The organism is Serratia sp. TSO36 (genome assembly GCF_057808395.1).
In genome coordinates this window covers 365,120-377,550 of sequence record NZ_JBJZOU010000024.1, presented here as the reverse complement: position 1 = coordinate 377,550, position 12,431 = coordinate 365,120, and the positions used below count along the sequence as shown (strand labels likewise).

Below are 12,431 nucleotides of genomic sequence, written 5' to 3'. Positions count from 1 at the left end.
TTTTTTTACCCGTTGGCGGCGGTTTTGACGAGTTCCACCACCAGCGGTGAAAGCTCGCCGCGCAGCGCGGCGCGTTCCGACTGGAACAGCGTGGCGACGTAAAAACGCCGGCCCGGCAGTTCGATGGCGCGCACGTCGCCTTCGGTGTCGTGGCCGCTGACGATCAGCGGGAAGCGCTCAAGATCGGCGACGAACTCCGGATTCACGCCGAAGTTGCAGTGGTAGCCTTCATGGGTGTTCAGGCTGCCGTAGGCCTGCGCGACGCGGGTGTCAGGCTGAAAAACGATGTCGCCGGTTTTTTCCACCAGCGAGCAGCTCAGCGGGGCGATCACCAATCGGCCGCCGCTGTCGGTTTCCGCATGGCCGGCGTCGTGCCAGCCCATCACGTTGCGGGCGTACTCGACGATGGCGTATTGAAAACCGCCGCAGGAGCCGAGGAACGGCACGTCGTTTTCCCGCGCATGGCGGATCGCCATAAAGGCGCCGTCGTCGTAACGATACGGGCTGCCCGGCACCACCCAGATGGCGTCGAAATTTTGCAGCACGTCGGGGGAGGTCAGGGTTTCTGTCGGTAGCCATTGGGGCTGCACGTCGATGTCGAGATGGGCGGCGGTGAGCTGGAGCGCCACGGGGATGGCCTGATGGGCCACGGCTTGCGGGTTGTAATCACCGACCAGAGCAATGCGAACTTGAGCTTTCATCATTTCCTTTCCTGTGCGGGTAAAAAAGGAGATTACAGGAAAGTAGAGTGTCGAGCCGCCGCTTTTTAAACGTGGCGCACAAAAAAGCCCGGCGTTGGCCGGGCTGGAAAGAAAAAAGAGGCTCAGTACAGCGAGGGCGCGCCGGCCGGTCGGGTTTTGAAGCGGCGGTGCAGCCACATGTATTGCTCCGGCGCCCGCATGATCTCTTTCTCGATCACTTTGTTCATGTAAGCCGCCGCCGCCTGTTCGTCGCTGAGCGGGTAGTCTTCCAGGGCCGGTTGAATCAGCAGGTCGTAGCCGCGGCCGCCTTCGCGGCGGATCAGCACCACCGGCACCAATGCCGGGTTGGCCATGCGTGCCAGCATGAAGGTGCCGCTGGTGGTGGCGGCCTGATCGACGGCGAACAGCGGCGCGAATACGCTGCCGCGCGGGCCGTAGTCCTGATCCGGCGCGAACCATACCGCCTCGCCGCGCTTGAGCGCGTGCACCATGCCGCGCAGATCCTTGCGATCGATCATCGCCTTGTTGGAGCGCATGCGACCCTTGGTCTGCGCCCACTCCATCGCCTTGTTGTTGTGCGGGCGGTACATCGCCATCATCGGCTGGCACAGGCCCATCGCCCGGCCGCCCAGCTCCAGCGACATAAAGTGCACGCCGATCACCAGCACGCCGCGATCGTCGCGCTGCGCCATTTTGAGGTGGTTGATGCCGGAGACGTTGAACCAGCGCTTGACGCGTTTATCCGACCAGAACCAGGCCATGCCGGTTTCCAGCAGGCCCATGCCGAGCGATTCGAAGTTGCCCACCACTTTGCGCTCACGCTGCGCTTCGTCCATCTCGGGGAAGCACAGTTCGAGGTTGCGGCGGGTAATGGTGACGCGACGCTTAAGAAAACGCATCGAGGTGCGCCCCATCCACACCCCCAGCCGATTGAGCAACGGGTAAGGGAGCTGTACCAGCAGGAACAGCAGGGCCAGGCCGAACCAGGTCAGCCAGTAGCGCGGGTGCAGCAAGGAAAGTTGAAATCTCTTTTGGCGTTTCATAGCAGCTCGTTTATGCGTTAGGGGGTAGCAACCTGTAACGCATAAAGGATCCACTCGATAGCGATACGACTACTCAGACACCCAAGTACGGCCAGGGTTTAGTCGGAATTCCATAATTGACTAAACATTTACATTCGAAGGGCGGTTTGCGCTGCTATCAGGCTTCGGAGGGATAGCTGTTGGCCAGCGGAGGCGGCTCTAGGAACGTGTATGTTAACACAGGGTACGGGGTGTGGCGGAAGAGGGGCATGCGAATATTCTCATTCGCGTTGCCCCCGAGTTGAAGATTGGCGCGTTTTATAGGCTGGGAATGATAATCGCGGCGAAAATCGCAGCGATCACCAGCCATTTCAGCAGGTAGTAACCGCGGCGGTTGCGCGCCTTCAGGCGCTGGCCGGCATCGCGCACCGCGTTGACGTATTTGAAGATGCGGTTGATGCCGCCGGTGCGGTCCTGATCGTCGTTTGGCGAGCTGGCCGCCGACATCAGCGTGGCGCCGACCCAGTGGTTGACCGCCTGCGCCCAGCGCCATTTCATCGGCCGCTCGACGTCGCAAAACAGAATGATGCGCGTCTGATCGGTGGCGTTCTGCGCCCAGTGCACGTAGGTTTCGTCGAAGATCACCGCCTCGCCGTCGCGCCAGCTGTGCTGCTCGCCGTCCACCTCGATGAAGCAGCGATCGTCGTTGGGCGTCATCAACCCCAGGTGATAGCGCACCGAGCCGGCGTAAGGATCGCGGTGTTTACCCAAATGGCTGCCGGGCGGCAGCTCGGCGAACATCGCGGCCTTGACCGACGGGATGCGGTTGAGCAGCTCGACGGTTTTTGGGCACAGCGTCTGCGCCGAAGGGTGGCTGTCGCTGTACCACTTCAGATAGAAACGTTTCCAGCCGCGTTTGAAGAAGGTGTTGAACCCCGCATCGTTGTGCGACTGCGCCTTTTTGATGTGATGCTGCAAGCGCACCGCTTCCTCGCGGATCACCTGCCAGTTGTCGGTCAGCGTCTGCAGCTCCGGGAAAACTTTTTCGTCGAAATAGGGCTGCCTGGCGGGCAAACGGGAGAAACCGGTCATAAACATATTGATCGGCCCCATAAAGGTGGAGTGATCGAACAGTTGGCGGGTAAGCTTTTGTTTCTCCTTGCCGCGGGAGTGTGCGTAAAGGAAGCTGACGATAAAAACGCCTATGATGATGACGGCAACCATAGAATCCATCCCTGTCATTACTGATTATTACGAGGTAAAAAACGTAAAAATTATAGTTTTGTGACAGATAAAATTTAACTTTTTCGTGCCATTTCGCCATTGTTGAACGTAGATGGCATGAAAAGTTAATAAAGATGTGAGTGTTGATATTTTATGTTGGTATTTTTGGTTTTCGTACTATTCTTAGGTTTCTTTAACGGGATTGTGTGCCATCTTATTTCATGACGAATGGCACGTATCTGAGAAAAGAGGGACTTATGAAGAAATCAATCATTGCCTTGTCTGCACTGCTGCTCGCTTCCCCGGTGTTCGCCGCTGAGACCGCGACCGACACCGCCGCTCACGCCAGCAACGAGGTCGTTGCCGAAGCGCACAAAGGAGCGGATACCGCCAAAGAAAAGCTGCACCAGTCTCAGGACAAGGGTGAAGAGCTGAAGCTGAAAGCCAAGCACGCCGCCGAAGGCAAGAGCGACAGCGTCGGCAGCAAAGTGAGCGAAGGCTCGCAAAAGGCCTGGCACTCCACCAAGCAAGGTTCAGAGAAGGCTTGGGACAAGACCAAGCAAGGGGCGGAAAGCCTCAAGAACAAAGTGACCGAATAAGGTCGCCGCTTTGCCACAAGGGCCGCGCTGCGGCCTTTTTTATTGCCCGCAAACCGGGGGCGCCCCAAAAGAAAAAGGCGCTTATCAAATGAGATAAAGCGCCTTTTCAACACGTTAACTGACTAGTATCAGTTCATGCCGTATTTTTTCAGCTTCTTGCGCAGCGTGCCGCGGTTGATGCCCATCATCAGGGCTGCGCGGGTCTGGTTGCCACGGGTGTATTGCATCACCATGTCCAACAGTGGCTGTTCAACTTCAGCCAGTACCAGCTCATACAGGTCATTTACGTCTTGACCGTTCAGTTGAGCAAAATAGTTCTTCAGTGCTTGTTTAACCGAGTCACGCAGAGGCTTTTGAGTCACCTGATCTTGTGAGTTAACGGTAGAAACGGTCAGTACGTCAGAATTTACGCGTTGTTCGAACATAGTTCTGTCAGCTCTTTTTTTACGCTAAGATTTTCGAAATATGCCTCCAACGCCTCCAGCTGTTCGCTGGCATCCTCTATGGCGTTGAATGTGCGCCGAAACTGGTCATTCGGAGCGTGTTCCTGGAGATACCAGGACACGTGCTTACGAGCAATCCGGAATCCCTTGCCTTGGCCATAGAAGCCGTGCAATTCCCGAATGTGCCCAATCAACAAGCGCTTCACCTCGCCAAGCGGCAGCGGCGGCAGCAACTCCCCAGTGTCCAGATAATGCTGGATTTCCCGGAAGATCCAGGGTCTCCCCTGAGCAGCGCGGCCTATCATCAGGGCATCGGCCCCGGTGTAGTCGAGCACTGCTCTGGCTTTATGCGGGTCAGTAATATCCCCATTCGCGATAATCGGAATGGAAACACTCTGCTTAACTGCCCGAATGCTGTCGTATTCCGCGTCGCCGTTAAACAGACAGGCGCGGGTTCGGCCGTGAATCGTCAGGGCCTGAATACCACAGTCTTCGGCCAGTTGGGCAATCTCTACACAGTTACGATGCTCTGGCGCCCAGCCGGTGCGAATCTTCAGCGTTACCGGCACATCCACCGCGTCAACCACCGCGTGGAGGATCCGTTTAACCAGATCCGGGTACTGCAACAAGGCGGACCCGGCAAGCTTCCGGTTCACTTTTTTGGCCGGGCATCCCATATTGATGTCGATGATCTGCGCGCCGCTGGCCACGTTGATACGCGCGGCGGCGGCCATATCATCAGGATCGCATCCGGCAATCTGCACGGAGCGGATCCCTGGTTCATCGCTATGCACCATACGCAGACGCGACTTATCCGTCCGCCACACCTCCGGGTTGGAGGAGAGCATCTCGGATACAGCCATCCCAGCACCCATTGCATGACAGAGGGTTCTGAACGGGCGATCTGTAATACCGGCCATCGGGGCCGCAATCAGGCAATTAGTAAGCTGGTGGTGTCCAATGCGCATAGACAAAGAGTGACCATACTGTGTCCGCAAGGGCGCGTATATTACGCATTTTTGCGCCGAGATGAAAGGCCAAACTTTAACCAATTGGCGCGATATTAGGGCAAAAAATGCGCTGCGCAGTGATTCATAAAAATATTGTATATATTTTACAATGAGTTGACGAAAAGTGCTTATTTTGTGTGCGGTAAAATATTCGCCTTTGCGCAGAATATTATCTGCATTCACCCGCGTTTTTTGCCGGGATAGCCTGCCTGGAAGGCGCATTGTCAGGGCGATCCGTCGTTGAACGGCGAAAAATTGCATAAAATTTTGTCTCGCCCGCGGGCCGATCGCCAGGCAAAAAAAATCCACCGGCGCAGGGCCGGTGGATGAGGGAGCAATAGACCGTGACGCTTACTTGCGGCGGCCGGTGATGCGGCACCACTCTTCACGCTCGGCGACCGGGTCGAGCGTGAACTTCTCTTCGTAGGCTTGCGCAACGCTGCTCGCCTGGCTGGCCAGCACGCCGGACAGCCCCAGATGGCCGCCGGCCTTCGGCAGGCAACCGATCAGCGGCGCCAGCTCGCGCAGCGGGCCGGCGAGGATGTTGGCGACCACCACGTCCGCCAGCAGGTCCGCCGGCTGGTCTTTCGGCAGATACAGCTCCAGACGCTCTGAAACGCCGTTACGCTGCGCGTTGTCGCGGCTGGCCTGAATGGCCTGGGGATCGATGTCGATGCCGATAGCGCGCGCTGCACCCAGCTTCAGCGCGGCGATTGCCAGGATGCCGGAACCGCAACCGAAGTCGATAACGGTTTTGCCGGCCAAATCGAGGCCGTCCAGCCACTGCAGGCACAGCGCGGTGGTCGGGTGGGTGCCGGTGCCGAACGCCAGGCCCGGATCGAGCATCACGTTGACCGCATCGGGATCCGGCACGTCGCGCCAGCTCGGGCAGATCCACAAACGCTCGCCGAAGCGCATCGGGTGGAAGTTATCCATCCATTCGCGCTCCCAGTCCTTATCTTCCAGCTGCTCTATCTTGTGGCGGAAACCGGCGCCCAGCAGCGGGTGCTGTTCCAGCATCGCCACCACCTCGGCCATATCGGTTTCCGCGTCGTACAGGCCGATCACGTCGGTATCGCCCCACAGCAGGGTTTCACCCGGCAAAGGTTCGAACACCGGGTTGTCGTGGGTGTCCTGGAAGGTCACCGACACGGCGCCGCTTTCCACCAGCGCGTCGCTCAGGTCTTCCGCCTGGCTGCCGGTGGTGTTCAGTTTGAGTTGGATCCAAGGCATAGCAATTCTCTTCAAGAGGGTAATGATGACGCCGTCCGGCGCTTTTCGCCGACGACGTTACCGAGATAAAACGCCAACAGGCTGAGCAACAGCGAAGGCACGATAGGGTGCAGCCCCGCCGGCTGCAGGTTGAAGCTGGCCAATAGCGTATAGCATACCGCACCCGACACCATTGAGCTAAGCGCTCCCTGAGCATTGGCGCGTTCCCAGTACAGGCCCAGCACCAGCGGCCACAGGAACACCGCCTCCAGCCCGCCGAAAGCCAGCAGGTTGAGCCAGATGATCATCTCCGGCGGCCGCCAGGCCGCCAACAGCACCAACAGGCCGAGGATCAGCGTGGTCAGGCTGGAGAAGCGCTTGATCAGCCGCTCGTTGTGGATCTGCTGTGGGCGTACGCCAAGGTAGAGATCCTTGATGATGGTGGCGGAGGATTGCAGCAGTTGGGCGTTGATGGTCGACATGATCGCCGCCATCGGCGCCGCCAAGAAAATCCCGGCGGCGTACGGCGGCAGCACGGTGATCATCAGCGTCGGGATCACCTGATCGGGGATCTTGAGATCCGGCAACACCGCGCGGCCGAGTGCGCCGGCCAGGTGCATGCCGAACATCAGCACCGCCACCACCACGGTGCCGAGCAGAATGCCGCGGTGCACCGCCTTGCTGTCCTTGTAGGAGATACAGCGCACGGCGGTGTGCGGCAGGCCGATCACCCCGAAGCACACCAGGATCCAGAACGACGCCATAAACGGCAGGCTGAGGATCTGATCGCCGCCCTGCGGCGACACCAGCGCCGGATCGATCTGCTGCAGTTTGCTGACTGCGCTGTCCAGTCCGCCGGCGGCATGGATCACCGCCACCAGCAGCAGCACGGTGCCGAGCAGCATCACCAGCCCCTGCATGGCGTCGTTCAGCACGCTGGCGCGGAAGCCGCCGAAGGCGGTGTACAGCGCGATGCTGATGCCGAAGATCAGCAGGCCGGTGTCGTAAGGAATGCCGGCGGCGGTTTCCAGCAGGCGTGCGCCGCCGATAAACTGCACCGTCATGGCACCGAGGAACGCCACCAGCAGGCTGAGGCTGGCCAGCCACACCAGCAGGCGGCTTTGGTAGCGGCCATACAGCATGTCATTGAGGGTGATAGCGTTGTAGCGCCGCGCCAGGATGGCGAATTTCTTGCCCAGCACGCCGAGCGACAGCCACACCGCCGGCAGCTGGATCATCGCCAGCAGCACCCAGCCCAGGCCGTATTTGTAGGCGGCGCCGGGGCCGCCGATAAACGAACTGGCGCTGATGTAGGTGGCGGTCAGGGTCATCGCCAGCACAAAGCCGCCCATCGAGCGGTTGCCGAGGAAATATTCGCTGAGGAAATTTCCATTCTGACGGCGGCGATAGGCGTATACCGACAGGCCGAATACCAGCAGCAGGTAGGCGACCAGCGGCAGGATCACTTCAGTTTGCATCGCTGTCCTCCAGCGAAATGTCGCGGAACACCGTGCGCACCATCAGCCAGCACAGGCCGATGAACAGCAGCGGCACCAGCAGGCAGGCCATTTCGAACCAGTGCGGCAGGCCGGTGACGCCGACGGCGCTGTCCGGCAGATAGGCTGCCAGCCCCCAGGCCAGCAGGTAGAGCAGCGTCAGCCCCAGCGCCCAGCGCGCTTCGCGGTGCGCCTGAATAAAGCGTTTGTCCATCCGTGTCTCCCATAGGTTTACGGTGATGGATTCATCAAAGGTAGGGAATTTTACGGCATGACGGCGTTTTGCCAAGCCGTTACTGGCGGCAACGCCAAAGAAAAAGGCCGGTGATTAACCGGCCTTTCGTCAGACGATGCTGCGTGCTGCCTTAGGTTTCCTGCAGACCCAGCTTCTTCTCCAGATAGTGGATGTTGGTTCCACCGTGCTGGAAGTTTTCGTCGTTCATGATCTTCTGCTGCAGCTCAACGTTGGTTTTGATGCCGTCGATGATCAGTTCAGCCAGGGCGTTTTTCATGCGGGCAATCGCCACGTCACGGTTTTCGCCGAAGGTGATCAGTTTGCCGATCATGGAGTCATAGTACGGCGGTACGGTATAACCGGCGTAGATATGAGATTCCCAACGCACGCCGAAACCGCCTGGCGCGTGGAAGCGGGTGATCTTGCCCGGGCTCGGCAGGAAGGTGTTCGGATCTTCGGCGTTGATGCGGCATTCTACCGCGTGGCCGTGGATCTTCACTTCTTCCTGTTTGATCGACAGCGGCTGACCGGCAGCGATGCGCAGCTGCTCTTTGATCAGATCCACGCCGGTGATCATTTCGGTAACCGGGTGCTCTACCTGAATACGGGTGTTCATTTCGATGAAATAGAACTCGCCGTTTTCATACAGGAACTCGAAGGTGCCCGCGCCGCGGTAGCCGATTTCCACGCAGGCTTTCGAGCAGCGCTCGCCGATGTAACGGCGCATTTCGCTGGTGATGCCCGGCGCCGGCGCTTCTTCGACCACTTTCTGGTGGCGGCGCTGCATGGAGCAGTCGCGCTCGGCCAGATAGATGGCGTTGCCCTGGCCGTCGGCCAATACCTGAATCTCGATGTGGCGCGGATTCTCCAGGTATTTTTCCATGTACACCATGTCGTTGTTGAAAGCCGCTTTGGCTTCCGCTTTCGTCATGTTGATGGACTGCTCAAGGTCTTTGTCGCTGCGCACCACGCGCATGCCGCGACCGCCGCCGCCGCCGGAGGCCTTGATGATCACCGGATAACCGATGCGCTTGGCGAAGGCACGGTTTTTATCCATGTCGTCGGTCAGCGGGCCGTCGGAGCCAGGTACGCACGGCACGCCGGCTTTCTTCATGGCGTTGATCGCGGAAACCTTGTCGCCCATCAGGCGGATGGTCTCGGCTTTAGGGCCGATGAAGATGAAGCCGGAGCGTTCAACCTGCTCGGCGAAGTCGGCGTTCTCGGACAGGAAGCCGTAGCCCGGGTGGATCGCCACGGCGCCGGTGATTTCCGCCGCCGAGATGATGGCCGGGATGTTCAGGTAGCTTTTTACCGATGGCGCAGGACCGATGCAGACGGTCTCGTCGGCCAGCAGCACGTGTTTCAGATCGCGGTCGGCCGCGGAGTGAACCGCAACGGTCTTGATGCCCAGTTCTTTACAGGCACGCAGGATGCGAAGCGCGATCTCGCCGCGGTTGGCGATAACAATTTTATCAAGCATGGGGGCGCCTCGTTATTCGATGACGACCAGCGGCTCGTCATATTCGACCGGCTGGCCGTTTTCCACCAGGATGGCTTTCACGACGCCGGACTTGTCCGCTTCGATCTGGTTCATCATTTTCATGGCTTCAACGATGCACAGGGTATCGCCGGCGTTCACTTTCTGGCCCACTTCCACGAAGGCTTTCGCGTCCGGGCTTGGGGTGCGGTAGAAGGTGCCTACCATTGGGGAACGAACGACGTGGCCACTCACGGCCGCCGGTGCTGCAGGGGTTTCTGCCGCAGGCGCGGTGGCAACGGCGTTAGCCAGGGCTGGCTGCTGCTGTGCCGGCATCGCGTAGGCCTGCTGCATGACGGGATAAGCCTGCGCCGGTGCGGCACGGCTGATGCGAACCGATTCTTCGCCTTCAGAGATTTCCAGTTCAGAAATGCCTGATTCTTCAACCAGTTCGATCAGTTTCTTGATTTTACGAATATCCATGAGTGTGATTCCGTACTCTTTTTGTGGAGCAATTAGTGGGTTTTCGACAGACGGTTAACCGCTGCCTGTAAAGCGAAAGCGTAGCCATCCGCGCCGAGGCCGCAAATCACGCCTACCGCTACGTCTGAGAGATAAGAGTGATGGCGGAAAGGTTCGCGGGCGTGCACGTTGGACAGGTGGATCTCGATGAACGGGATCTGCACCGCCAGCAACGCATCGCGCAGCGCCACGCTGGTGTGCGTGAACGCCGCCGGATTTATCAGAATGAAATCGGTGTTGCCGCGCGCCTGATGGATGCGATCGATCAGCTGATGCTCGGCGTTGGACTGCAGATGGCTCAGGGTAATATCCAATGCGGATGCCTGGTTTTCCAATCCGTTAACAATCTCTGTCAGCGTCGTGCTGCCGTACTTCTCCGGCTCACGCGTCCCCAGCAGATTGAGATTGGGGCCGTTCAGAAGCAAAATGTGAAACTTATCCGCCATTGTGCTGGTATCTCCGGCAATAAAACCATCATCGTAGAAAATAACCCGATGTTATCGATTTGTCACCTGTTAAGGGGCAAATTCACCCTGAGAACAGAAACAAGGTCGGGCATTATAACGATATCGTAGCAATTCGCAGCTAAATACTGGTCTTATCAGCGAAGATATTCAACCCCAAATCGACGAACTCGGGGATCCGTGACAGGAATATGAGCGCTGGAACACAGAAAAAGTTCCCGCCGGCGGCGCGCGTTTTTCCGTACCAATAACGCGCGCCGCCGCGTAGTTCAGCGCCACCAGGCGCGGAATTTCTTGTAACGCAGGCCCAACAGCGCCACCGCCAGCAGCGCGTAGATGAACGGCTGAGGGGAAAACGTTTTGACCGACCACAGGTAGTGGATGGGGGCGAGGATCGCCGCCAGATAGACGAAGTTGTGCAACATTTGCCATTTGGCGCCCAGTTTGCGCATCGCCCACAGCGTTGAGGTGGCCGCCAGCGCCAGCAGGATCAGCCAGGTGAGGATGCCGAGCGTCAGATAAGGGCGGTTCACCAGCTCGCTGCCCAGCAGGCCGAGGTTGCTCAGCCCCAGTTCCAGCGTGGAGTAGCTTATCAGGTGCAGCGTGCCCCAGGCAAAGCACCACAGCCCCATCAGGCGGCGGCAGCGGATCAGCAGCGGCTGGCGGGCGTAGCGCGCCAGCGGGGCGATAGCCAGCGTGGCCAGCAGCAGTTTCAGCGTCATCCTGCCGGTAAAATGCTGGATGTCCTTGGACGGATCGGCGCTGAACCAGCCTTGATCCACCGCCAGCACCAGCCAGAGAAAGGGCAGAAACGCCGCCAGATGCAGGGCGGCTTTCAGCCATTTGATATGAACAGGCGTCAGGCGCACTTAGAAATTCTCCCGCAGATCCATGCCGCGATACAGCGACGCCACCTGGTCAGCATAGCCGTTGAACAGCAGCGTCGGTTGGCGTTTGACGTCGAGAATGCCGCCGGAGCCGATGAAACGCTCGGTAGCCTGCGACCAGCGCGGATGATCGACGTGCGGGTTCACGTTGGCGTAAAAACCGTACTCGTTCGGCGCGGATTGGTTCCAGGTGGTCGGCGGCCGATCGCGCACCAAACGGATATGCACGATCGATTTGATACCTTTGAAGCCATATTTCCACGGCGTGATCAGCCGCAGCGGCGCGCCGTTTTGCGGCGGCAGGGTTTTGCCGTACACGCCGACGGTCAGCAGCGCCAGCGGATGCATCGCCTCGTCCAGCCGCAGCCCTTCGACGTAGGGGTATTTCAGGCCGCCGCCGATAAAGCGATCTTTCTGGCCGGGCATCTGCTCCGGATCGTACAGCGTCTGGAAGGCCACGTAGCGCGCGTTGCCGTTCGGTTCGGCCAGCTTGATCAGCTTGCCCAGTTCGAAACCGATCCACGGCACCACCATCGACCAGGCCTCGACGCAGCGCATGCGGTAAATGCGCTGCTCCAACGGGAAACGCTTCATCAGATCGTCGATATCCAGCGTTATCGGCTTCGCCACTTCGCCGTCGATGCGCACTTTCCAGCCTTCGGTTTTCAGCCCGCCGGCGTTGGCGGCCGGATCGGCCTTGTCGAGGCCGAACTCATAGAAGTTGTTGTAGCCGGTGACCTTGTCTTCCGGCGTCATCGCCAGCTGCGCCTGCCAGGCGGCCGGTTTGCTGAATTCCAGCGCTTTGCCCGGCGGCGCCTTGGGGCGATCGTTGCCCTTGAACCACGACAGCAGGTCCGCCTGTGCGCCGGTGGGCAGCGCCAGCGAAGCGGCGGTGATGCCGAGCGCCTGCAGCACCTTGCGCCGCTGGTGGAATACGCTCTCCGGCGTGACGTCGGCCTCGGTCAATTTGGGGTGTTTGTTCATGCTTATGTTCTCCGCGAATGATTCCCGCCGCCTGCGAGCGGCTGACGGGTCTCCATGAAATAAGCATGGCGCTAAAGGCGGCCGGAAGCGAGGGGACGTGGGAAAATATGAAATTTCGCAGAAGCGGGCGATCCCCCCGTCGCCGGGGGGATAGG

The 12,431-nt window shown here is 59.2% G+C and carries 14 protein-coding genes; 1 reads left to right on the top strand and 13 read right to left on the bottom strand.

From position 1 onward, the window contains the following. Positions 1-5: 5 nt before the first annotated feature. The 3 genes from ACK3CV_RS22575 to lpxO all read right to left on the bottom strand — a co-directional run bounded on the left by ACK3CV_RS22575 (position 6) and on the right by lpxO (position 2,947). Entirely contained in the window at positions 6-704 is a 699-nt protein-coding gene (locus tag ACK3CV_RS22575; protein WP_223182021.1) for a CTP synthase C-terminal region-related (seleno)protein, read from the bottom strand. A 119-nt stretch (positions 705-823) separates the two neighbouring features. Continuing rightward, on the bottom strand, positions 824-1,744 hold the full coding sequence (gene lpxP / locus ACK3CV_RS22570) for a kdo(2)-lipid IV(A) palmitoleoyltransferase (protein ID WP_033648968.1): 921 nt from the start codon (positions 1,742-1,744) through the stop codon (positions 824-826). A 297-nt stretch (positions 1,745-2,041) separates the two neighbouring features. Then, positions 2,042-2,947 carry a lipid A hydroxylase LpxO gene (gene lpxO / locus ACK3CV_RS22565; RefSeq protein ID WP_049212963.1) on the bottom strand — a complete coding sequence of 302 codons (906 nt, stop codon included), beginning with the start codon at positions 2,945-2,947 and terminating at the stop codon, positions 2,042-2,044. A gap of 257 nt (positions 2,948-3,204) precedes the next feature. Here lpxO and ACK3CV_RS22560 point away from each other — a divergent pair, with 257 nt between their 5' ends. Further along, entirely contained in the window at positions 3,205-3,546 is a 342-nt protein-coding gene (locus ACK3CV_RS22560; RefSeq protein ID WP_004936850.1) for a hypothetical protein, read from the top strand. A gap of 128 nt (positions 3,547-3,674) precedes the next feature. Here ACK3CV_RS22560 and fis read toward each other — a convergent pair whose 3' ends face one another. The 10 genes from fis to msrP all read right to left on the bottom strand — a co-directional run bounded on the left by fis (position 3,675) and on the right by msrP (position 12,276). Next, positions 3,675-3,971: a DNA-binding transcriptional regulator Fis gene (gene fis, locus ACK3CV_RS22555; RefSeq protein WP_000462905.1), complete on the bottom strand. Its 297-nt coding sequence runs from the start codon at positions 3,969-3,971 to the stop codon at positions 3,675-3,677. Further along, entirely contained in the window at positions 3,953-4,957 is a 1,005-nt protein-coding gene (gene dusB, locus ACK3CV_RS22550; protein WP_004936856.1) for a tRNA dihydrouridine synthase DusB, read from the bottom strand. The genes fis and dusB overlap by 19 nt, the downstream gene beginning before the upstream one ends. A gap of 393 nt (positions 4,958-5,350) precedes the next feature. Beyond that, entirely contained in the window at positions 5,351-6,232 is an 882-nt protein-coding gene (gene prmA / locus ACK3CV_RS22545) for a 50S ribosomal protein L11 methyltransferase (RefSeq protein WP_033636181.1), read from the bottom strand. An 11-nt stretch (positions 6,233-6,243) separates the two neighbouring features. Then, on the bottom strand, positions 6,244-7,689 hold the full coding sequence (panF, locus tag ACK3CV_RS22540) for a sodium/pantothenate symporter (protein WP_033636180.1): 1,446 nt from the start codon (positions 7,687-7,689) through the stop codon (positions 6,244-6,246). Further along, positions 7,679-7,921, bottom strand: coding sequence for a YhdT family protein (locus ACK3CV_RS22535; RefSeq protein WP_033636179.1), 243 nt, complete (start codon positions 7,919-7,921; stop codon positions 7,679-7,681). The genes panF and ACK3CV_RS22535 overlap by 11 nt, the downstream gene beginning before the upstream one ends. A 151-nt stretch (positions 7,922-8,072) precedes the next feature. Further along, positions 8,073-9,422, bottom strand: a complete 1,350-nt coding sequence (accC, locus tag ACK3CV_RS22530) for an acetyl-CoA carboxylase biotin carboxylase subunit (protein WP_004936886.1) — start codon at positions 9,420-9,422, stop codon at positions 8,073-8,075. A gap of 12 nt (positions 9,423-9,434) precedes the next feature. Beyond that, positions 9,435-9,902, bottom strand: a complete 468-nt coding sequence (gene accB, locus ACK3CV_RS22525; protein ID WP_033636178.1) for an acetyl-CoA carboxylase biotin carboxyl carrier protein — start codon at positions 9,900-9,902, stop codon at positions 9,435-9,437. Positions 9,903-9,934: 32 nt separating this feature from the next. Then, positions 9,935-10,387: a type II 3-dehydroquinate dehydratase gene (aroQ, locus tag ACK3CV_RS22520; RefSeq protein WP_004936891.1), complete on the bottom strand. Its 453-nt coding sequence runs from the start codon at positions 10,385-10,387 to the stop codon at positions 9,935-9,937. 287 nt (positions 10,388-10,674) lie between these two features. Further along, positions 10,675-11,274 (bottom strand): protein-methionine-sulfoxide reductase heme-binding subunit MsrQ, encoded by a 600-nt coding sequence (msrQ, locus tag ACK3CV_RS22515; RefSeq protein ID WP_033636177.1) that lies wholly within the window; start codon positions 11,272-11,274, stop codon positions 10,675-10,677. Beyond that, positions 11,275-12,276 carry a protein-methionine-sulfoxide reductase catalytic subunit MsrP gene (msrP, locus tag ACK3CV_RS22510; protein WP_033636176.1) on the bottom strand — a complete coding sequence of 334 codons (1,002 nt, stop codon included), beginning with the start codon at positions 12,274-12,276 and terminating at the stop codon, positions 11,275-11,277. Positions 12,277-12,431 lie beyond the last annotated feature (155 nt).